Source organism: Frankia sp. Mgl5, from assembly GCF_023242985.1.
Taxonomy (GTDB): domain Bacteria; phylum Actinomycetota; class Actinomycetes; order Frankiales; family Frankiaceae; genus Parafrankia; species Parafrankia soli.
Window position 1 is genome coordinate 42,425 of the sequence record NZ_JALKFY010000011.1, and the last position, 21,230, is coordinate 63,654.

Consider the following 21,230-nt stretch of genomic DNA (forward strand, 5'->3'; position numbering starts at 1 on the left):
CCCCTCGTGTGGACCGCGGTCGCCGATGGGGTACAGTAGGCATCGCCCGCGAGGGCCCCATGGGGTATGGGGTAATTGGCAGCCCAACGGATTCTGGCTCCGTTAGTCTAGGTTCGAGTCCTGGTACCCCAGCTGCACCAGATGCACCACGATGCTGTATATTGAACGAGACACACAGACAGTCTTGGCCCCGTCGTCTAGCGGCCCAGGACGCCGCCCTCTCAAGGCGGTAGCGCCGGTTCGAATCCGGTCGGGGCTACGTTACGAATAATCGCGAGCGCCAACCTTCTTAGGTTGGCGCTTTTGCGTTTTCATTGTTTCACCCCGCCTCGCTCACCTCTGTGCTCCGGGCCCAACGACGTCCGCCCGGCGGGTGTGACCCCCGGCGGGCGTGAGCTTTCGAAGTTCGGGGAGCGCGGTGCCCTCCGCCCTGTCACGTCGGTGTGACGACTCCACCGGCCTGGCCGTACCCCACCGATGGCCGCCCAGCCGTGTGCCGTGCGCGCTGGGCCGGGTGGCGTGGGCCGTCCGGGGTGAGCCGGGGCGCGTGGATGGCGTGCGGGGTGCGGGTGAGGCGGGGACGAGCGCGGTGCGGAGCGATGCGCGGGCGGGGGCGTGCGGGTAGCGCGTATGGGTGGAACGGTGCGGGCGGTACGAGTCCGCCGCGACGGGTGCGCCGGAGGCGCGGACAGCGTGCCGGTGGCATCGGAGTACCGGTGGCATCGGAGTGCCGGCGGCGTGCAGAGTGCCAGTGATGTCCGGTGGCGTGCCGGTGCTGGCGGGTGTCCCGGTGGACCTCGGGTCGCCGGGCTGCCGTCAGCGGGTGGGGTCGGAAGCGGGCGAAGGACTAGTCAACGACGCGCAGGCGGGGCATGGCCGCGGGGTGGCGGGCCATGGCGCAGGGGCGGCAGCTGCACGTGCTCGGGCCGCCCCAACCGTGGACGACCTCCTCGGCAGCCTCGGACGAGCCGACCGGCTCCGAGCCGACCAGACGCAGCACGGGGCGGGTGGTGAGCGAGGCCGGGGCGCAGCCGTCAGTGAAGGTCTCCGCAGGCTGTGGCACCGCCTGGGTGATGCGGACGGGGGCGGTCGCGGTAGTCAGGGCCACTGGGGGCACGAGTCCTCCTCCGCGGGTGGCCGTCCTGGGGCCACCTCGCGGACCACAGCCTGTCGGGAACCGCGGTATGTGCGCCATGCTTCTTTGAGCCCGTTACCAGGTGGTACAGATGGCCTAGTCAAAGCTGGGCATAGTCGTCATACGACACCACCCTTGACAGCCATGGTGCTCCACGGCCGGAACGGGAGAAACTTGCTCGGATGTCCTCCGTCAGCCCCTCCATGCCCGAACGGGCGCGCCGCCGTCACGGCAGCGCCCACGTCGGGCGCGCCGCCCGGCGGCTCGAGAAGTCTCGGTCGTCCCGGTCACCCGCGGCGGATGCCGGGCTGGCCGCGGCGACCGCCGACGCCGCGCTCCGCGGTCCCGTCGCGTGGTTCCCCCGCGGCCGCGGCCTGCCGACCGAGGACTGGGCCGCCCGCCACGCGCTGATGTGCTGGGTTCTGGCCCTGCACCTTCCGGCCATCGTCGGGTACGCGCTGTGGCGCGACCACAGCCTCCCGCACGGCCTGCTGGCGGCGAGCCCGCCGGCGCTGCTGTTCGCGGCCGCGCTGGCCCCCGGCATGCGGCGGGTGCGCGCGCTGGCCGCGAGCCTCGGCCTGCTGTGCTGCTCGGTCGTCTTCGTGCATCTCTCCGACGGCCTGACCCCGATGTACTTCCACTTCTTCGTGGTGGTCGCGCTCATCGCGCTCTACGAGGACTGGACCGTCTACCTGCTGGCCATCGCCTTCGTCTTTCTCGCCATCCTCGCGATCGGCGACCTGATCACCGACGAGGCCGCGTCGCGGATGGACAACGCCCTGCTCCTGGCAGGGCTCCACGCCGGCTTCATCTTCGCCCTGGCCGGTGCCCAGATGGTCTTCTGGCACTACAACGAGCAGTCCCGTCGGCGGGTGGAGGACTACCGCCAGCAGCTCTACGAGGGCCAGCAGAGCCTCATGGCCCGGCTGGAGGAGACCGACCGCATCCGCAGCGACCTGGTCGCCACGGTCTCGCACGAGTTCCGGACGCCGCTGACGGGCATCCGGGGGACCCTGCTCACGATCAGGCGCCGCCGGGACCGCCTCTCCGACGCCCAGCTCGACGACATGCTCGACTCGGCCGTCACCTACTCGGACCGCCTCTCCAGGCTGCTGGAGAACATGCTGACGGCCGCCACGGCCACCGGCACCGACGACACCACCGCCGCCGACCTGCCCGAGGTCGTGCGCGAGGTGATCGCGAGCCTGAACTACGCCGGCAGCAGCGTGACGGTCGACCTGCCGCCCCAGCTCCCGGTGCGGATGGCCCGCCAGGCGCTGCACCAGGTCGTGGCGAACCTTGTGGACAACGCGCTGGTGCACTCCTGGCCGGGCGCCCCGGTGCGGCTCATCGCGGGCCGGGTCGGCGACGAGGTCGTCCTGCGGGTCCGCAACCCCGGTCCGGATCTCGACCCGGCGACCATCCGCCAGCTCTTCGAGCCGTTCACCCAGCGGGACGGAACGGCGACCCGGCAGACCGACGGCGCCGGCATGGGGCTCTACGTGGTGCGCCGGCTGGTGGAGGTCCACGGCGGCCGGCTGCGGATGTCCTCCGAGAACGGCGAGATCATCGTCGAGGTCGACCTGTGGGCGGCGTCCACGACATCGGCCACCACCGGCACGGCCGATCCGGCTCCGATGCCGGTACCGATGCCGCTGCCACGCAGCATGCGCAACCGGTCGGATCTGCCCGACCCGCCCGCGCTGCCCGCCGGCTCCGGTGCGCTGCTCGGGCCGCGGGGCGGTCCCGCCGCCCCCGGGCACAGCGCGGTCGCGCCGGCCCCGACCCCTGAGCCCGCCAACTTCCCCCGCCCCGCCTCGGCGCCCCGCCCGGCAGCACCCCCGCACGCCGCGTCCCGGCACGCTCCGTCCCCCCGGACCTGGGGCTCGATGTCCTCGTCATCCCTGCCCGCGGACTGGGGACACTGACCTCGAGGCACGCGCACGGGCCGGCCCCACCGGCCTCGTCGAAGCGAGTTGCCTCAGCCAGTCCATGCGCTGATCAGCCAACTCGGTTCGGTGTGGGTGGCGGCCGGTTCGGCGTGAGCACTGGTGGCTGCGGAAGCACGCGGAAATGCGGTAGGCCCGAGCGCCACCTGCGCTCGGGCCTACCGTCGGTGCCCTGGTCCGGGGCGCCCCGCCCGGGGCAGGAAGACCGTTGTCTGTCCGCCGCCCGGGTCGGAGCGAAAGGAGGATCGCGTTACTTGGCCGGCGCCTGGCTCGCGGGCGGGGCGGTCGTGGGCGGGGGCGCGGGGGCGTCCTTGCAGGTCGGCTCCAGCCAGACGCTGTCGCCCTTGTGCATCATGGAGCCGGCGCCGGGGGTCGTGCGCGCGGCGTTGGGCCCGGCGCCGTACTGGCAGCCGCCGTTGCCGTCCAGGACACCCAGGCCGGCGCCGACCAGGGTGTTGCGGGCGGCGGCGAGGGTCTGGCCGGCCACGGCGGGCACCTCGACGCAGTTCGTCGCCTGCACCGTGAGTGTCACCTTGGTGGTGACCGGGACGACGCTGCCCGCGTTCGGGGCCTGGTCGATCACGGTGCCGCCGTTCTTGCCCTTCTGGCAGACCTCGTTGGTCGCCACGTTGGTGAACCCCTTGCCCGAAAGGGTGTTCGTCGCCGCCGCCTGGCTCAGGCCCACCACGTCGGGGACGGTGCCGTCCTTCGGCGTGGGCGTGGCCGAGGCGGTGGCGGGCGGGGCCGAGGTCTGGCCGGGCTGGGTGGGCGTGGCCCCGGGCGTGGCGCTCTCGCCGGGGCGCGGGGAGGTGCCCGCGTGGGGGCTCGCGCCCGCGGCGGTGCTGGTGGGGATCGCAGCCGGGTCCATTCCAGGGGGCATCGGGGCCCCGCCGGGCAGCGTCGCCGTCACCGACGGGTCGGTGATCACCTGTCCGCCGCCGTCCGCGGTGAGCGCGCTCTCGCTGTCACCGGCCGCGGCCAGGGCCCAACCACCGGCGCCGGCGACCAGCGCGACGACCAGCCCGGCTCCGGCCGCGATGCGGCTGCGGCGGCGGCGGTCGGCGGCAGAACGCCCGCCCGGTCCGCCTGACGAGCCCGAGCTGCCCGGGGCCGGCTGCTTGTTCGCCGGGATCGCGGAGATCACCGTGTTGCGGTCGGACGCGGAGCCCGTGGAGCGGGCCGGGACGCGGACCGCCGGCCGGCCACCGGTGTCGTCGTCGCTCCAGTCGGCGCGGACGGGTGGCATCCCGGCGATCTGGGTGTGCTCGGCGTCGTTCCAGTCGCCGGCCGGGCCACCCGCACCCGCACCCGCGACGCTGGTCGCCGCGACCGCGGCACCGGCGAGACGGCGCCCCGCCGCGGCCGGCTGGCGGCCGCGCTCGTCCTCCGCCCAGTCGGCGGCCGAGCCGATCCGGGTCTGCGCCGCGTCGAAGGCCGCTTCCCGTTTCCCGGGCGCGTCGCGGCGAGGTTCGGGGACGGCGCCGCGGCCGGTGCCGGAGCCGCGCCCACGCTGACCCGCGGACCGGTCGTCGAACTCGCGGTCCCGGTCGTCGGGACGACGGTTGTCGAGGTCCAGCTGGTCGTCGGAGTCGAAGTCCGGGTCGTCGCGGTCGCGGTCGTTCTCGAGCGCCTCGATCAGGTCCTCCGCGGCGTCCGCGGCGGAGGCGGGCCGCTGGCGCGGCGACTTCGCGAGCATCGACGACAGGACGTCCCACAGGGCCGGCGGGACGCCCTGGATGGGCAGCGGCTGGTCCTCGCGGTGCGCCCGCACCATGTCGGCCGGGTGCGCCTCGTCGAACGGCGGGCTGCCGGCGATGAGCTCGTAGAGGACGACCCCGGCGGCGTAGATGTCGACGGACGGCGTCGGCGGGGCGTCGGTCGTCAGCTCCGGCGCCATGTAGAGCGGGGTGCCGATCGGGCCGGTCAGCGAGGCACGGGTGGGGGTGTGCACCATCCGCGCCACGCCGAAGTCGGTCAGCCGGACGTAGGGGCGGCGCGGGTCCGAGGTGTCGATGAGGACGTTCTCGGGCTTGACGTCGCGGTGGATGATCCCGGCCGCGTGCACGCTGTCCAGCGCCCAGAGGAGCCCGACGACGAGGTTGACCGCCTCGGTCACCGGTCGCGGTCCGCTCTGGTCGAGGTGTGCCCGGAGGTCGATGCCCTCGACGAGGTCCATCACGATCGCCAGGGGCGTGTCGGGCTCTCTGATCAGGTCACGAACCCGCACCAGGTCAGGGCTGTCGAGCTCGACGAGCAGGTCCCACTCGCGCAGGAACCGGTCGACGATCTCGGGGTCATGAGCGAGCTCCGGCCGAAGTACCTTGATGGCGACGGGCTCTCCGTCGGGGACATGGGCCCCGCGCCAGACCTGGCCGGCCGTTCCCTGCCCGAGCAATTCGTGCAGGACGTACCGTGCACCCAGTTTGCGCACTGCGCCTTTCCCCCTTTGTGTGCCGTCCGGGAGCGGACGGCACGAGCCTGTGACGCTGCCGCGGCGGGGGCTGCGGAAGCCTGAGGACTCCGGTGAACCCTCTCGCCTACCAGTGGCGAGAGCCCGTTGACGTAAAGTCCGACCGGGCCACCGGATCGACGCACAGCGACGGACGCCCCCCTGTCCGGTCGGCATCCCACGGGCTGGCGGGCTGACCGGACTGCGCCATCACTGCTTGTGCGCAGAAACTGCTCAGTGCGTCGATCCTGCTCTGTTGACAACACCAGAGGCTACGATGCCGGGCTCTCTCCGGGTGCGTCGGGGTGCCGGTGGGGCCGGCTGGTGCGGGAGCATTGTGTTTCCGGACATCGAATATCGGCTTTCACGGTGGAGCGGCGGTGGTTTTCGCTGTGCCCGGTGGGGTTCTCGGCGCATTCGTCGTGATCTGAGACACGATTCCCGTTTCGGGTGTGGGGATTCGGTCGGCACCTGTCGGAGCCTGCGGGCTGGACAGCTCCCGGGCCGCGGCGACCACCGCGGTACCGTGCCGCCGTCCCGGCGACCGGGTCAGCCGTTCGACCGGGCCGGACAGCGACAGCGCGGCGACCACGCCGGACGCGCCGTACACCGGGGCCGACACCGAGGCCAGGCCCGGCTCGCGCTCGCCGAGGCTCTCCGCCCAGCCACGCCGGCGCACCTTCGGCAGGACGTCCGCCGCGAACGCCGCGCGCGCCAGCAGTTCGGGCTCGGCCGCGTCGTCGAAGGCGAGCAGGACCTGCGCGCCGGAGCCCGCGGTCATCGGCAGGGCCGCGCCGACGGGCACGGTGTCGCGCAGCCCGGTGGACCGCTCGGAGGCGGCGACGCAGACCCGGACCGGCCCGCGCCGGACGTAGAGCTGGGTGCTCTCGCCGGTGGCCTCGCACAGGGCGGTGAGTACCCGGCCGGCCGCGTCGACCATCTCCCAGGGCAGGGGGGTCGGGCCGCCGGCGGCCAGTCGTGGGCCGGGCACGAACCGGCCGTCGGAGTCGCGGGTGAGCAGGCGGTGGGTCTCCAGGGCCAGGGCGAGCCGGTGGGCCGTCGCTCTGGTCAGGCCGGTGCGAACGACCAGGTCGGCGAGCCCGGCCGGCCCGTGCTCAACGGCGCTCAGGACCAGGGCGGCCTTGTCCAGCACGCCGACGCCGCTAGTATGTTCCATAGTCTGATATTGCCATCTCATTCTCTGAGATGCACGACCGCGAGACGGTGACCGCGAGACGCATGCCCGTGGGAGGCACGGCACGGCCATGGGGCGCGCGGTCCCGTCATGACAGCGAAGTCCGAGCAGCGTGGGCCCCGCCCACGCGAGAGAGGGAGTGGGGCCAATGGGTCGCACACTCGCGGAGAAGGTCTGGGACGCACACGTCGTCCGCCGCGCGGACGGAGAGCCCGACCTGCTCTACATCGATCTGCACCTCGTCCACGAGGTCACCTCGCCGCAGGCGTTCGAGGCGCTGCGGCTGGCCGGGCGCCCGGTCCGCCGTCCCGACCTGACGCTGGCGACCGAGGACCACAACGTCCCGACGACCGACACGCTGGTGCCGATCGCCGACCCGGTCTCGCGGGCGCAGGTCGAGGCGCTGCGCAAGAACTGCGCCGACTTCGGGGTCCGCCTGTTCCCGATGAACGACCCGGGCCAGGGCATCGTCCACGTGGTCGGCCCGCAGCTCGGCCTGTCCGAGCCGGGCATGACGATCGTCTGCGGCGACAGCCACACCTCGACGCACGGCGCCTTCGGGGCGCTCGCCTTCGGGATCGGCACCAGCCAGGTCGAGCACGTGCTGGCCACCCAGACGCTGCCGCAGCGCCGCCCGAAGACGATGGCGGTCACCGTCCAGGGTGAGCTGCCCGCCGGGGTCACCGCGAAGGACCTGATCCTCGCGGTGATCGCCCGGATCGGCACGGGTGGCGGCGCCGGCTACGTCATCGAGTACCGCGGCGAAGCCGTCCGCGGGCTGTCGATGGAGGGCCGGATGACGGTCTGCAACATGTCGATCGAGGCGGGCGCGCGCGCCGGGATGATCGCCCCGGACGAGACCACGTTCGAGTACCTCAAGGGACGTCCGAACGCCCCGACCGGGGCCGACTGGGACGCCGCGGTCGAGTACTGGCGCACCCTGGCCACCGACCCCGACGCCACGTTCGACCACGAGGTCGTCATCGACGGGCCCAGCCTGAGCCCGTACGTCACCTGGGGGACCAACCCGGGCCAGGCCGCGCCGCTGAGCTCGCCCGTGCCCGACCCGGCCGCCTACGCCGACCCGGCCGCGCGCGGCTCGGTGGAACGCGCCCTGGCCTACATGGATCTCGTGCCGGGCACCCCGCTGTCCGACGTCGCCGTCGACACCGTCTTCATCGGATCCTGCACCAACGGCCGGATCTCCGACCTGCGTGCCGCCGCCGACGTGCTACGCGGGCGCCAGGTGGCGGACGGCCTTCGGGTCCTGGTCGTCCCCGGCTCGATGGCGGTCAAGGCCGAGGCGGAGGCGGAGGGCCTCGACGAGGTGTTCCGCGCCGCGGGCGCCGACTGGCGCAGCGCCGGCTGCTCGATGTGCCTGGGCATGAACCCGGACACCCTGCGGCCGGGGGAGCGCAGCGCGTCGACGTCCAACCGCAACTTCGAGGGCCGGCAGGGCCCCGGCGGGCGGACCCACCTCGTCTCGCCGGCGGTCGCCGCCGCCACCGCGGTGACCGGCCGCCTCACGGCGCCCGCCGACCTGTAGGGCGCCCCGGCCCGGGTCGAACTCCGGGCTCCGGACCCCGGGCCACCGGACTCCCAGACTTCCGAAACTTCCGAACGGACTCGAAGGGAACGTGCCGTCATGGAGGCGTTCACCATCCACACCGGTCGGGCGGTGCCGCTGCGGCGCAGCGACGTCGACACCGACCAGATCATCCCGAGCGAATGGCTCAAGCGCATCGAGCGGACGGGCTTCGGCGCCGGGCTGTTCTCCGAATGGCGGGCGGACCCGTCGTTCGTGCTGAACGACCCGGTCCACGCCGGTGCGTCGATCCTGCTCGCCGGCCCGGACTTCGGCACCGGCTCGTCGCGTGAGCACGCGGTCTGGGCGCTGCAGGACTACGGCTTCCGCGCGGTGCTCTCGCCCCGCTTCGCCGACATCTTCCGCGGCAACGCGCTGGGCAACGGCCTGCTCCCGGTGGTGCTGCCGGCTGACACGGTCGAGGCACTGACCGCGGCGGTGGAGGCCGACCCGACCACGGAGATCACCGTCGACCTGGTGGCCCGGGAGGTCCGCGGTGCCGGTCAGGTCGCCGGCTTCGAGCTCGACGACTTCACCCGCTGGCGGCTGATGGAGGGCCTGGACGACGTCGGCCTGACGCTGCGCCACGAGCCGGACATCACCGTGTTCGAGGCCAGCCGGCCCGGGTGGCTCCCGACCACGGCCTGAGCCTCCCGCGTCACCTGAGGATTTTCCCCGGGCCGAGCTGGGACGTCCCCGCTCGGCCCGGGGATTTCCGGCCCACTGAGGGGCTCCCGGGCCGCCCTCGCGGATGTTGCGTTGATCACGTTCCAACCCCTTGCGGCGCCCCAGGTGGTGGGTGGTCCGCGCGCCGCCGGCCGGCCTGCCGCCCGGTGTTCGTCGCAACGCTGAGGGTGATCTCACATCCGCATGGGGTAGTTCCATGGTGTGTTGCTGTGAGGACCTTCTCCGGCCGGCGTCTACCGGCTACCAATTCGTGACTTTCGGCTTGAATTCGCCCCCGTCAAAAGTTACTGAAGGTGACCAAGTTGCAGGATGCGGCGGGCTCGTAGGACAGCGCGCAACCTGTAGCCACCCGACGCGAACCCGCTGACGTGCGGGTTTGTGTGACGCGACACGCTCATGGGAATTGCCCTCGACAGTGGAGATGCCTACGGTGCAGCGCAGTGTGATGCCCGATCTGCTCCCCACCCCGCACCGTGCGGGGGCGTCCGGAGGTTGTTGTGAACAAGTCCCAGTTGGTTGACCGCATCGCCCAGCAGATCGAGGGTGGGCGGTCGAACGCCACCAAGGCGGTCGACGCGGTGTTCGACGCGATCCAGGAGGCCGTGGCCGGCGGCGAGAAGGTCACGATCACCGGGTTCGGTGTGTTCGAGCGGGTGGAGCGCGCCGCGCGCACGGGCCGCAACCCCGCGACCGGCGAGCCCGTCCACGTCGCCGCGTCCGTGGTGCCGAAGTTCCGTCCCGGCTCGGAGTTCAAGGCCAGCGTCTCGGCCAGCAGCGACTGAGCGGCCGACGGCCGTGCCCTCACGCGGCCGCGCTCCGGAGCGAGCGTGGACACCCACGACGCTCCGGGGCGCGGCCGCGGCGGACGCAGAGCCCGCCGCCGCCCGTCTGCCCTGCTAGCTAGCGGCGCCCGCGCTCGTACGCCTGCGCCATCAGGTCGGCCTGGTAGTCCGAGAGGCGCTCGTCGTTCGCCGAGGTCGTCTGGCGCTCCCAGCGGCCGTCGGCGGCCAGGGTCCAGGCCTCCACCTGGTCGGAGAAGGCGTGGTCGAGCATCCCCCGTACCGTGGCCTGCCGCTCGGTGTGCGGGACCCGCACCAGCGCCTCGATCCGGCGGTCCAGGTTGCGGTGCATCATGTCGGCGCTGCCGATCCAGAACTCGCCGACCGAGGCGAACTCCAGGACCCGACTGTGCTCCAGGAACCGTCCGAGGATCGACCGGACGTGCACCGTCTCGGACAGCCCCGGCACCCCCGGCCGCAGCGCGCAGATGCCGCGCACCAGGCAGTGCACCGGCACCCCGTCGCGGGACGCCCGGTAGAGCGCGTCGATGATCTTCTCGTCCACCAGGCTGTTGACCTTGACCCGGATGCCGCACTCGCGGCCCTCCCGGGCGGCCGCGGCCTCGGCCTCGATCCGCTGGATGATGCCGTCCCGCATGTGCTGCGGGGCGACCAGCAGCGAGCGGTACTCGGTCTGCCGGCTGTAGCCGGTCAGCACGTTGAACAGGTCGGTCAGGTCGGCGCCGACGTCCGGGTCGGCGGTGAGCAGGCCCAGGTCCTCGTAGAGGCGCGCGGTCTTGGGGTTGTAGTTGCCGGTGCCGACGTGGCAGTAGCGGCGCAGCCCGCCGCGCTCCTGGCGCACCACCAGACAGATCTTGCAGTGCGTCTTGAGTCCGATCAGCCCGTAGACGACGTGGCAGCCCGCCCGCTCCAGCTCGCGTGCCCAGCGGATGTTCGCACTCTCGTCGAACCTGGCCTTGATCTCCACCAGGACGACGACCTGCTTGCCGGCCTCGGCGGCCGCGACGAGCGCGTCGACGATCGGTGAGTCGCCGGAGGTCCGGTAGAGCGTCTGCTTGATCGCCAGGACGTTCGGGTCGGCCGCGGCCTGCTCGATGAACCGCTGCACCGAGGTCGTGAACGAGTCGTATGGGTGGTGGACGAGGACGTCCACCTCGCGCAGCACGCCGAAGAAGTCCGGCGGCTCGCCCTCGTCGGTGAGCAGCCGCGGATGCGTGATCGGCACCCGCGGCGGGTCCTTCAGCTCCGGCCGGTCGAGGTCGTAGAGGGCCCAGAGCACCGACATGTCGAGCGGGCCACGGACCCGGTGGACCTCGCGGTCACTGATCTCCAGCTCGCGCATCAGCAGGCTGAGCAGGTCGTCGTCGATGTCGTCGTCGACCTCGAGGCGGACCGCCGGGCCGAACCGGCGCCGGGCCAGCTCGCGCTCCAGTGCCTGGAGCAGGTCCTCCGCCTCGTCCTCCTCGACCTCCAGGTCGGCGTTGCGGGTGACCCGGAACAGGTGCGAGTCGACGACCTCCATCCCGGGGAAGAGCTGCCCGAGATGGGCGGCGATGACCTCCTCGAGCGGGACGAAGCACGCGGTGGTGTCGTCCGGGGCGTGCCGGGGGGCGGTCTCCGTGCCGGCCCGGTCCCCGGCCGGCTCGTCAACGTCCACCCGGATCAGCCGCGGGACGTTCTGCGGCACCTTGACCCGCGCGAAGCGCTGCGCGTCGCCGCCAGGCTCGCGCACCGCCACGGCCAGGTTCAGCGACAGGCCGCTGATGTAGGGGAACGGGTGTGCCGGGTCGACCGCGAGCGGCGTGAGCACCGGGAAGATCTGCTCGTGGAAGTAGTCCCGCAGTCGCTCCCGCTGCGGGTCGCCGAGCTGGTGCCACAGCTGGATCGTGATGCCCGCGTGCGCGAGCGAGGGCGCCACCTCGTCGGTGAAGCAGCGCGAGTGGCGGGCGGTGAGCTCGGCGGTGGTGCGGCTGATCAGGTCGAGCTGCTCGCGGGCGGTCAGCCCGTCGGCCGAGCGGACGGCCAGCCTCGTGGCGTGCCGGCGCATCAGGCCGGCCACCCGGACCATGTAGAACTCGTCGAGATTGCTCGCGAAGATGGCCAGGAACTTCGCCCGTTCCAGCAATGGGGTCGAGACGTCCTCGGCGAGTGCGAGGACACGGCTGTTGAAATCAAGCCAGGACTTCTCGCGGTTGATGTAGCGGTCCGGCGGGAGGTCCGAAGGGGTCGGCGTGCGGGGCGCCTCCAGGGGCTCCAGCAGCGCGCTTCGGGCCTTCCGTTGCGGCTGATCCGTACGGGTCGCCACCAGCTCGCTCATGCTTGTCCATGCTGCCAGGACTGAGTGAACACGGCAGCCTCGAAGTATGACGATGTGAGGTAATCATGAGGATTGGTTGTGTCGTCCGGGCTGCTGAGATGTCCTGTACCGCTGCCGTTCGGTGACAGTCGTGCCGCGATGCGGCGTTTGTTAACGGACGGGAAACAGGCCAGAGTGACGATCGGTGGCGTGGTGGAGACTCCTGGGGTACCCGGCGGCCGGCTCACGCCCGCCGGGCCGGCGTCTGCCGCGCCCGACATCGCGGGCGCGCAGCGGGTCACCTACCGGGTGAGTCAGCGGTTCCGGTACACCTATGACGGCAGAGCGACGAACCTCGACCACCGGCTTGTCGCGGTGCCCCCGCCACGGCACGGCGGCCAGTTCCGCCGGTCCGTCGACCTGAGGGTCTCCGCCCCGGAGGCGCGCACGACCTGGCAGCGCGGGCCGGACGGCCTTCAGATCGCCAACATCCGGATCGACGTCGTGCCGCCGACGCTGGACTTCGATGTCACCGTCGTCGTCGAGCGGATCGCCCGGGCCGGGTGGCCGACGCTGCCGGCGTCCGCGCTGAGCAGCCGGCGCCTGCTGACCGCCACCGCTCTCACCGCCCCCACCCCGGCGATGATCGACGCGGCGCGCTCGATGGCCGGGCCCGACCCGGTCGCCACGGCCCGCCGGGTGTGCGGATGGGTCCACGAGCGCATCGCCTACGTCTCGGGCAGCACCGACGTCGGGACGACCGCCGCCCAGGCGCTCGCCGGCGGGCGCGGCGTCTGCCAGGACCAGGCCCACGTGATGATCGCGATGTGCCGCGCGGCCGGCATCCCCGCCCGGTACGCGCAGGGGCACATGCTGGGTGAGGGCGCCTCGCATGCCTGGGTGGAGGTGCTGGTGCCCGCGGCCCTCGCTCCGCCCGTCGCCGGGGCTCCGCCCGTCGGCGAGGCTGGCGCGCTCGCCGGGGCGGGGGCGGTCGATCCGGGGCCGGTCGAGGCGTTCACCCCCGGCGGTGTCGGCGCGGCCGCGGTGGCCTTCGACCCCTGCCACGACCGGCTCGCCGACCTGCGGTACGTCACGGTGGCGGTCGGTCGCGACTACCAGGACGTCGCACCGACCTCGGGTCGCTACGTCGGCGCGGGCCGCGGCGTCCTGGTCGCCACCGCGCGGGTCGACGTCGTTTAGAGGGCCGAGCTACTTCCGACTCAGGACCAGCCCGCCCCGCCACCGCCACACCGACCGACCGACCGACCCGCACTACCACTGTCGCCGGCCCGGTCGGCGCTGGCGCGACTGCCGGAGCCGATGCCGGTGTCGCGGCGGACCGGCGCTCGTCCGGTTTGGCCGTCCGCGACGTCTCGGTCTGACGCCATAGGGTGCCCGACGCGCCGCGCGCACCACAGGTGGACACTCTTTGTGTTTGCCTGATCACAAGATACGGTGACCCGAGGGGCTCTCCGACGAGCTGGTCTCTCGGCGTCGATTGATCGACCACGCACGAGCTGTCCTGGTTCGCGGGAGTTCCCGACGAGCGTGCCGCGGCCTGCGCCGCGGTCAGTGACCCCTCGCGAGTGATCGGGCCCAGCGGGTCCTGACCACCCGCGACGCACCGTCATCCGCGATGCACCGTCATCCGCGAAAGCCGTCATAACCCTCGGTCGCCGCCGGCTGACCCCACGGACGTCGGTGCGCAGAGAACCGGCCCATGTGCCGGTGGGGCGGACCACCGGACCACAGGGGGAGGAGGGTGGGCGTGCCTCTACTGCTCGACGGCGTCGGGATCGCGGCGGGTCTCACCGCGGCCGCCGGCTGCGTGTGGACAGGCCGCCGGCTCGGGCGGGCCCACGGCAGATGGCTGATCTGGGTCGCCGCGGCGCTGGTGGCGTGGACGGCCAGCCAGTCGGCGTGGGTTGTCGACGGGCGTGAGGGTCAGCGGCCCCGCCGGCCGTCCCTGGCGGATGTCGGCTACCTGGCGATGCCCGTCCTGGCACTCGCGGCGCTCGCCGCGACCCCGACCGCGCGGGCGCGCCGGCCGGTGAAGCAGCCGGATCTGCCGCCCCTGCCGGCGGGTGTGCCGATCGCGGGCGGGCCGGGGGCCTCCGGTGGTTCCGGTGGCTTCGGTGGTTCCGACCGGGTCCGCCGGTCGCGGGCGGAGCGCACCGGTGACGGCATCGCGGGCCTGGTGGACCGGCTGCTGCTTGCCTGCTCGGTGATTCTCGTCGGCTGGGGGCTCGGGGTGCGCCCCGCGCTCGCCGCCGCCGGCACGGACGGGTGGAGCCGCGCCGTGGCGGCCGTCTATCCCGCCGGGGCGGTGCTGCTCGTCGTCGCCGCGCTGCACGCCACAGCGTTCCGGCGGCCTCCGGACCGGGTCCGGATCCTCGCGGCCGCCGTGGGCCTGTTCCTGATCGTCGCCTCGACCTCGTGGCTTCGCGGGCCGACCGACGCCGCCGCCTTCCCGGCGGTGGTCGGGGTCGTGCCGATCGTCGGCTGCGCGTTCGTCCTGCTGGCCGTGCTGCGCGCGGCCGGCGGCGCCGACGCGGGCGACGCCGGCGACGGGTCCGAGCGCTGGGGCTTTCTCCTGGTGCCCACGCTGGTCGCCGGCTGCGCGACGGCGACGGTGCTGGCCGGCCTCGCCGGCGGCCACCGCCTCGACGGCGTCGAGATCGGGCTGGCCGCAGTGGTAGTCGCCGGGATGGTGGCCGACCGCCTGGTGGCGGCCCGCGCGGGCCGCCAGCTCGCCCAGCGGGTCCACGCCGCCGAACGGGAGATCCACCACCGGGTCTTCCACGACCCGCTCACCGAGTTGGCGAACCGCGCGCTGTTCCAGCACCGGCTGCGCGGCGCCCTGACCGACCGCTGGCGCTCCGGCGACGACCGGTCCGGTGGCGACATCGCCATCCTGTACTGCGATCTTGACGACTTCAGTGCCCTCAACGACAGCCTCGGCCCGGCGGCCGGTGACCATCTGCTGCGCACCGTCGCGCAGCGGCTGCGGCACTGCGTGCGCACCACCGACCTGGTCGCCCGGGTCGGCGCGGACGAGTTCGCGGTACTGCTGGCCGGCGGCGACGAGTCGCCCGAGGTGGTCGGGGAGCGGGTGCTGGCCGCGCTGCGCCACCCGATGGCGGTCGGCGGGCGGTCGCGCTCGATCCGCGCCAGTGTCGGGCTCGCTGTCGCCCGCCGCACCCACGAGACCGGGGAGTCGCTGCTTCGGCACGCCGAGACGGCCGTCCACGTGGCCAAGTGCTCGGGCAAGAACCGGCTGGTGACCTACCGGCCCGGGATGGCCTCGCCGGAGGCTGGCGCGCACCTGGCCGACGCGCTGGCCACGGCGCTGCGCCGCGGCGGGCGCTCGGCGGGCTTCGACGTCCACTACCAGCCGATCGTGCGGCTGCGGGACGGGCACCCGGTGGCGCTCGAGGCCCTCGCCCGCTGGACCGACCCGGGGCGCGGGCCCGTCCCGCCCGGCACGTTCGTCGCCGCCGCCGAGAACGGGGGGATGGTCGGCCTGCTCGACGACCTGGTGCTCACCCGGGCGTGCACCGAGGTCGCGCTGGCCTACCCGGCCGGCTCGCGGCTGCGGCTGCATGTGAACGTCTCGGCGAGCCGGATCACCGACACCAGGCTGCGTGACAGCGTCGCCCGGGTGCTCGCCGCGAGCCGGCTCGACCCCCGCCGGCTCGTCGTGGAGGTCACCGAGACCAGCCGGATCGCGGATCTCTCCGCCGCGGCCGACGTGCTCTCGGGCGTGCGGGACCTGGGGGTGGCGATCGCGCTGGACGACGTCGGCGCGGGCAACACGAGCCTGGCCGTCCTGCACCGGCTGCCGGTGGACGTCGTCAAGCTGGATCGCACGCTCATCGAGTCCCCGATGGACGGCAGCCGGGTCTCGAACCTGCGTCGCTCGATGATCGACGTCGCCCACGCGCTCGGGGCGGTCGTGGTCGCCGAGGGCATCGAACGGGAGTCGCAGCTGGTGGAGCTGGACCGTCTCGGCTGCGAGCTCGGCCAGGGTTTTCTCTTCGCGCGGCCCGGGCCGCTGTCGGGTCTGCCGCCCATCGGCGGCGGTCCCGGCGGTGGTCCCGGTGACGGCGAGGACGGCTATGGCTCCGGCGGGGGGGAAGGCGGGTCCCGGAAGTGGTGAGGCCCGGTCCAGCGGCGCCTCGTGCCCTGGCGGTGGGGCGGGATGAGCCCGAACACGGTGGCGGCCGAGCCGGAGCCGGCGCGGTTGACGGCGCCACCCGCCAGCACCCAGGCCCCGGTGGGCGGGAGCGCCTCGAGGTTCGCCAGGTTCTCCAGGGAGACACGGTGCTCGCGGTAGAGCGCTCTGGAGACCGCGTACGTGTCGTCCGAGCCCGGGTCGGGGCCGAAGGTGTCCGACCCCAGGGCACCCCGCCGCCCGAGCCGGCCGGTCTCGATCAGCCAGCGCACGGCGGCCAGCCCGAAGCCGGGCTGATGGATGCCTCCGTGCTCGTCCAGGTTCGGGTAGGCGGGCGTGCCCCAGTGGCGGTCCCATCCCGTCCACGCGATCACGGCGGCACCGGCGGGGATGCGCCCGTGCCGGTGCTCGAACGCCGCCAGGTCCGCCAGGCTCACCTGGTAGTCGGGATTCTCGGCCGCCGCGGCGCGGACGTCGATCCGCACTGCGGGCAGGAACAGGTCCGCCGGGTGCAGCTCGTCGGCGAGCGCCCCCGCGGGGTCGAAGTGGCCGGGCGCGCCCCAGTGGGTGCCGGTGTGCTCGCCGCGGCGCACCAGCTGGAGGTAGTAGCCGTCCCGCTCGATGGTCGCCGCGGTGGTCAGGGTGAACTCGGGATCGCCGGGGAACACCGGCGTCGTCGCCGGGTCGTGCACGTGCGCCAGGCTGACGACGGTCACCGCACCGAGGCCGTCCCCCGCACCCCCCGCGCGGGCGGTGCGGGCCCAACGGGGCCGGTTCACGCAGCGGTGCGCGGGGACGGGTCGGCCGCGAGCGCTCGGGCGGTGGCCGGGCCCAGCCCGAGGGCGCGGGCCGTGTTGAGATCGGCGACGGTGTCGACGTCCCGACGCAGCCCGGGAACCGTGTCGGCGAGCAGGGCGGTGAGGTCGACGGCCCCCGAATCGAGGTGCGCCTCGAAGCTGCCGGGGCCGAACGAGGGGCCCAGCGAGGCGCCGGGAGCGGCGCTGAGTAGCACCGTGCCGGTGCCCACCGCGTCCGCGAGCACGCCCCTACCGGACGGCGGCGCGGCCGCCAGCGCCCGTCGCAGCTCGGCCGGGCGCAGCGCGGGGAGGTCGGCGGAGACCGCGGCGACGGCGCATCCCGGGTGTATCCGGCGGGCGAGCGCGGCGCCGTGCGCGAGCGCCGGGTTGAGCCCCCGGTTCGGCTCGTCCGCGGCCACCAGCAGTCGGCCCGTCCGCGTGAGGCCGTACGTGCCGCCCACACCGGTCGTGCCGCCCGCGCTGCCGCTCCCCGCGCTGTCAGCGCCGGCCGGGATCTCGGACCGGTCCCGCGCGAGCTCGGTGAGGGCGCGCCGCGCGCGGGGGTCGTCGGTGACGACGACGAGGCCCACGACGCCCTCGCCGGCGTCGAGCACCGCCCTCGCGGTGTCCAGAGCCATGGCCAGCGCGAGCGCGCCGCGGTCCGGCCGGTCGAGCCGGGACTTCGCGGCGGTCAGCGGCTTCAGCGGGACCAGGACGACCCAGGGCGGGGCGGTCTCGGTGGTCAGCACAGCGCCGACGATAAAACATCCGACCCGCCGCGGGCGGCCCCCGCGGCGTCCGGCATCCGCCCGCGAGGCGCCGGGCGACGGGCCCGCCGGCGGTGCCCGGGTCCTCCCGTCATGGCACGAACTCGACAGTCTTCCCGGCGCTGAGCAAGACTGCCCACTCATGGGACGACCATGGCGGGGCGGGTTCTGGATCGTGCTCGCCGCGGCCGTCATCCGTCCGCTGTCCTGCCTGCTGACCCGCCGGCGCTGGTCGGGGCAGGGGAACATCCCCGCGTCGGGGGGCGTCATCCTGGTCGCCAACCATCTCTCGACGGTGGACCCGCCCCTGCTCGCGCACTATGTGTACGCCGCCGGGCGCAGTCCCCGGTTCATGGCGAAGAGCGACCTGTGGGAGGTTCCGATCCTGCGGCGTGTGCTGGCGGGCGCCGGGCAGATCCCGGTCTACCGCCGGGATCCCAGCGCGGGCGGCGCGCTGCGGGACGCGGTCGCGGCGCTGCGCGCGGGGCGCGCGCTGGTCATCTACCCGGAGGGCGGCATCACCACCGATCCCGACTACTGGCCGATGCGCGCCCGCACGGGCGTGGCCCGGCTCGCTCTCGCGACGGGCGCGCCGGTGATCCCGGTGGCCCAGTGGGGCGCGCAGCGCATCTGGGGGCGCGACCGGCGGCCGCACCTGTTCGCCCGCCCGGAGATCCGCGTCCACGCGGGCCGTCCCGTCGACCTGAGCCGTTTCGTCGCCCGGTCCGGTGCGCCGACCGACCCGTCCGGTGTGGCCGACCCGTCCGGTGCGTGGTTGCTGCGTGAGGTGACCGACGTGGTGATGGCCGATCTCACCGCGGTGGTGGAGCTGGTCCGGGGCGAGCCGGCGCCGCCGCCGGCCGGTTCCACGGTGCCGGCCGATTCCGTGCCGCCGGCTGATCCTGTGCCGCCGGCCGGTTCGGTGGAACCGGGTCCGGAGATTCCCGGTCAGCCGGAGGCGGCGGCGTCGCCCGGGGCGCGCCCGCCCGACCCGGACGCGCCGCGGGCCGGGAGCGCGCGGTGAGGCGCGCGGCGGTCCTCACCGCCGGCTCCTGGGGGACGGTCTTCGCCAAGGTGCTGGCCGACGCGGGCGCGCGCGTCACGCTGTTCGCCCGAGACCGGGCGATCGCGGACGCGATCAACGGCCGGCACGTCAACCCTCGCTACCTGGCGGACGTCCGCCTGCCGGACCTGGTCCGCGCCACCTCGAGCCCGGAGCGGGCACTGCGCGAGGCCGACCTGGTGGTGCTCGCCGTCCCGTCGCAGGCGCTGCGCTCCTGCCTCGTCGAGTGGGCGCCACTGGTGGGGCCGGGCGCCGTCTACGTGAGCCTGATGAAGGGCATGGAGGCCGGGAGCAGCCGGCGGATGAGCGAGGTGATCGCGCAGGCCGCCGGGGTCGGCCCGGAGCGCATCGCGGTGGTGAGTGGCCCGAACCTGGCCCGCGAGATCGCCGTCGAGCACCCCGCGGCCACCGTGGTGGCCAGTGCGTCCGCGGCCACGGCGCACGCCGTCCAGGCCGCCTGCTGGACGCCGTACCTACGGCCCTACACGAACGCGGACGTCCTGGGCTGCGAGCTCGGCGGGGCGGTGAAGAACGTGATCGCGCTCGCCGCCGGGATGCTGGAGGGCATGGGCTTCGGCACCAACAGCCTGGCCTCGCTGATCACTCGCGGGCTCGCCGAGACCGCGCGGCTCGGCACGGCGCTCGGCGCGGACCCGATGACGTTCGCCGGGCTGGCCGGTCTCGGGGATCTGGTGGCCACCTGCGGATCACCGCTGTCGAGGAACCGGAGCTTCGGCGAGAAGCTCGGCCGCGGCATGACCCTCGACCAGGTGCTCGCCGAGCAGCGCCAGGTGGCCGAGGGGGTGCGCTCCTGTCGGCCGCTGCTGGCGCTGGCCGACGGGCTCGGGGTCTCCATGCCGATCACCCGCCAGGTCGAGCGGGTGCTGTACGAGGGGCTGCCGCCGCTGGAGGCGGTCAAGGACCTGATGAGCCGCGAGCCCGGCCCGGAGTACCACCTGTAACGTGGCGTGACTGCCTGTAACGCGGCGTGGACTCCGGCGGCGCCGGGAATCCGATGGACGGCATGTCACGGTCCTGTCACGATACGGCGCATTATGGGGTTCTTCGACAACGTTCCGTCGCCCGTGCCGGCGCCCCTGCCGGGGGCCGTGCGCGCTCCCTGGCTGGCTCCGCCCGACCACCAGCTCGGCGGGGTCGTCGCGGCGCCGCCGTCGCTCGGGGTGACCGGGGACACCGCTGTCTCGATCGGCGGCGTCGTCGCCTATCCGAGCGGGGTGGAGATCACGCTGGAGGTCCGCCTGCGGCCGGGGACGGCCGCCGGCGTCGACCCGAGGCTGTCCGTCGCCTGGGAGCAGGAGGCGCACCGGATGGTCCGGTTCGGCGTCGTGCTCCCCAGTGGGGCCCGAGCGGTCGCGGCCGATCCTGCTACACCGCTCGCCGCCCGTCTCGACGCGTACGTGGGCACCTCGGATGTCTCGGACGGCTCGCTGCTGACCGTCGTGGACTCCTCGGGACCGGGGGAGTACCGGGTGGGTCCCGGCGCCGTCCAGCCGCCGCGGCCGGCCTACGGGCACGGGCTCGGCTTCGCGTACCGCACATTGTCGGCCGTGTTCCCGGGCGCGCGTCAGGCGTCGGCCGTTCACCGGCTGCGGTACTGGCTGTGGCCGCTGCCGCCGGCCGGGCCGCTCACGCTGGTCGTCGACTTCCCCGCCCGCGGGCTGGCCGAGTCGCGCGTCACCGTGGACGGCTCCGCGTTGCGCGCGGCTGCCGAGCGGGCCGTGACGCTGTGGCCCGCGGGGGACGGGCTCGACGAGCCCGGCACGCCGCCGGTGGACGTCCCGACCGAGGCCGCGCGGGTGCGGGCGGCCTTCCGGCGCGCCTTCACCGGCGGGCAGGGTGAGGACCACGCCCTGAGCGCCGTCGAGGGCGGGCCGGGGCTGCGGGACGTCCTGGAACGGGTGCGGGAGCGGTTCCCGAGGCAGACCACGGGCGCGCGGGTACTGGTCGGCGAGCCTGTCTTCGACGATCCCGGGCACGCGCGGGTGCTGTTCGAGGTCGTGGTGCCGGGAGCCTCGCTGGGCGGGGTCTCCGTCGGCGCCGCGGTGCTCGTCGCCGGGGACTGGAAGGTGAGGACGCAGACCTACACCGGGGTGCTCGCCCGGTCCGGGATCGGGGTGCTCGCCGGCTGACTTGACCAGGCCGGCCGGCCCGGTCAAGTCAGGCCGGCCTGTCGGGTTGTCCTCCGCTCCGGTGGTCAGATGTTTACCGTGCGGATGCGACTCCCGCCAGTCGGGGCGGTGTGGCCCGCCCGTAGGATCACGGCTCGTGGCTGGGCTGCTGGGGCTCACGTCCCTGGCTCGAGGCTTTTCCTG

General features: G+C 73.9%; 15 protein-coding genes, 2 tRNA genes and 1 pseudogene. 11 read left to right on the top strand and 7 right to left on the bottom strand.

All coding sequences use genetic code 11. The features are described 5' to 3' along the window. The first annotated feature begins 60 nt into the window (after nt 1-60). Nucleotides 61-132: transfer RNA gene (locus MXD62_RS07730), tRNA-Gln, on the top strand. A 54-nt stretch (nt 133-186) separates the two neighbouring features. Then, nucleotides 187-259 (top strand) — tRNA-Glu (locus tag MXD62_RS07735). Nucleotides 260-847: 588 nt separating this feature from the next. Here the strand turns inward: MXD62_RS07735 and MXD62_RS07740 are convergent. Then, nucleotides 848-1,117, bottom strand: a complete 270-nt coding sequence (locus tag MXD62_RS07740) for a hypothetical protein (protein ID WP_071060656.1) — start codon at nt 1,115-1,117, stop codon at nt 848-850. A 200-nt stretch (nt 1,118-1,317) separates the two neighbouring features. Between MXD62_RS07740 and MXD62_RS07745 the strand changes: the two genes are divergently transcribed. Then, a complete protein-coding gene (locus MXD62_RS07745; protein ID WP_248828728.1) occupies nt 1,318-3,063 on the top strand; it encodes a HAMP domain-containing sensor histidine kinase in 1,746 nt (581 codons plus the stop codon). Between the two features lie 271 nt (nt 3,064-3,334). On the opposite strand, the gene MXD62_RS40140 is transcribed toward MXD62_RS07745, so the two are convergent. The 3 genes and pseudogenes from MXD62_RS40140 to MXD62_RS07755 form a co-directional block, all read right to left on the bottom strand. After that, a complete protein-coding gene (locus tag MXD62_RS40140) occupies nt 3,335-3,772 on the bottom strand; it encodes a PASTA domain-containing protein (protein ID WP_368862334.1) in 438 nt (145 codons plus the stop codon). 987 nt (nt 3,773-4,759) lie between these two features. Then, nucleotides 4,760-5,710: pseudogene (locus tag MXD62_RS40145) on the bottom strand (serine/threonine-protein kinase); the annotation flags it as partial. Nucleotides 5,711-5,897: 187 nt separating this feature from the next. Beyond that, nucleotides 5,898-6,710 (bottom strand): IclR family transcriptional regulator, encoded by an 813-nt coding sequence (locus tag MXD62_RS07755; RefSeq protein ID WP_248828730.1) that lies wholly within the window; start codon nt 6,708-6,710, stop codon nt 5,898-5,900. Nucleotides 6,711-6,876: 166 nt separating this feature from the next. Between MXD62_RS07755 and leuC the strand changes: the two genes are divergently transcribed. From leuC to MXD62_RS07770, 3 genes are all read left to right on the top strand, one after another. After that, nucleotides 6,877-8,274, top strand: coding sequence for a 3-isopropylmalate dehydratase large subunit (leuC, locus tag MXD62_RS07760; RefSeq protein ID WP_248828731.1), 1,398 nt, complete (start codon nt 6,877-6,879; stop codon nt 8,272-8,274). A gap of 99 nt (nt 8,275-8,373) precedes the next feature. Then, a complete protein-coding gene (gene leuD, locus MXD62_RS07765) occupies nt 8,374-8,961 on the top strand; it encodes a 3-isopropylmalate dehydratase small subunit (RefSeq protein ID WP_248828732.1) in 588 nt (195 codons plus the stop codon). A 536-nt stretch (nt 8,962-9,497) separates the two neighbouring features. Further along, nucleotides 9,498-9,782 (top strand): HU family DNA-binding protein, encoded by a 285-nt coding sequence (locus MXD62_RS07770; protein WP_006541029.1) that lies wholly within the window; start codon nt 9,498-9,500, stop codon nt 9,780-9,782. A 118-nt stretch (nt 9,783-9,900) separates the two neighbouring features. Here the strand turns inward: MXD62_RS07770 and MXD62_RS07775 are convergent, their stop codons facing one another. After that, nucleotides 9,901-12,117, bottom strand: a complete 2,217-nt coding sequence (locus MXD62_RS07775; RefSeq protein ID WP_248828733.1) for an RNA degradosome polyphosphate kinase — start codon at nt 12,115-12,117, stop codon at nt 9,901-9,903. Nucleotides 12,118-12,309: 192 nt separating this feature from the next. On the opposite strand from MXD62_RS07775, the gene MXD62_RS07780 reads away from it, so the two are divergent. Continuing rightward, entirely contained in the window at nt 12,310-13,296 is a 987-nt protein-coding gene (locus MXD62_RS07780) for a transglutaminase family protein (RefSeq protein ID WP_248828758.1), read from the top strand. A gap of 568 nt (nt 13,297-13,864) precedes the next feature. Further along, complete coding sequence (locus MXD62_RS07785) at nt 13,865-16,255, top strand: EAL domain-containing protein (protein WP_248828734.1); 2,391 nt, start codon at nt 13,865-13,867, stop codon at nt 16,253-16,255. Here MXD62_RS07785 and MXD62_RS07790 read toward each other — a convergent pair. Then, nucleotides 16,213-16,986, bottom strand: a complete 774-nt coding sequence (locus MXD62_RS07790; protein ID WP_368862335.1) for a cyclase family protein — start codon at nt 16,984-16,986, stop codon at nt 16,213-16,215. The genes MXD62_RS07785 and MXD62_RS07790 overlap by 43 nt on opposite strands. A 59-nt stretch (nt 16,987-17,045) precedes the next feature. Beyond that, nucleotides 17,046-17,816 carry a 2-phospho-L-lactate guanylyltransferase gene (gene cofC / locus MXD62_RS07795; protein WP_248828736.1) on the bottom strand — a complete coding sequence of 257 codons (771 nt, stop codon included), beginning with the start codon at nt 17,814-17,816 and terminating at the stop codon, nt 17,046-17,048. A 160-nt stretch (nt 17,817-17,976) separates the two neighbouring features. Here cofC and MXD62_RS07800 point away from each other — a divergent pair, with 160 nt between their 5' ends. The 3 genes from MXD62_RS07800 to MXD62_RS07810 all read left to right on the top strand — a co-directional run bounded on the left by MXD62_RS07800 (nt 17,977) and on the right by MXD62_RS07810 (nt 21,047). After that, nucleotides 17,977-18,858, top strand: coding sequence for a lysophospholipid acyltransferase family protein (locus MXD62_RS07800; protein WP_248828737.1), 882 nt, complete (start codon nt 17,977-17,979; stop codon nt 18,856-18,858). Next, on the top strand, nt 18,855-19,859 hold the full coding sequence (locus MXD62_RS07805) for an NAD(P)H-dependent glycerol-3-phosphate dehydrogenase (protein ID WP_071060633.1): 1,005 nt from the start codon (nt 18,855-18,857) through the stop codon (nt 19,857-19,859). Before MXD62_RS07800 ends, MXD62_RS07805 begins: the two co-directional genes overlap by 4 nt. 93 nt (nt 19,860-19,952) lie before the next feature. After that, nucleotides 19,953-21,047 (top strand): hypothetical protein, encoded by a 1,095-nt coding sequence (locus MXD62_RS07810; RefSeq protein WP_248828738.1) that lies wholly within the window; start codon nt 19,953-19,955, stop codon nt 21,045-21,047. Nucleotides 21,048-21,230: the final 183 nt, after the last annotated feature.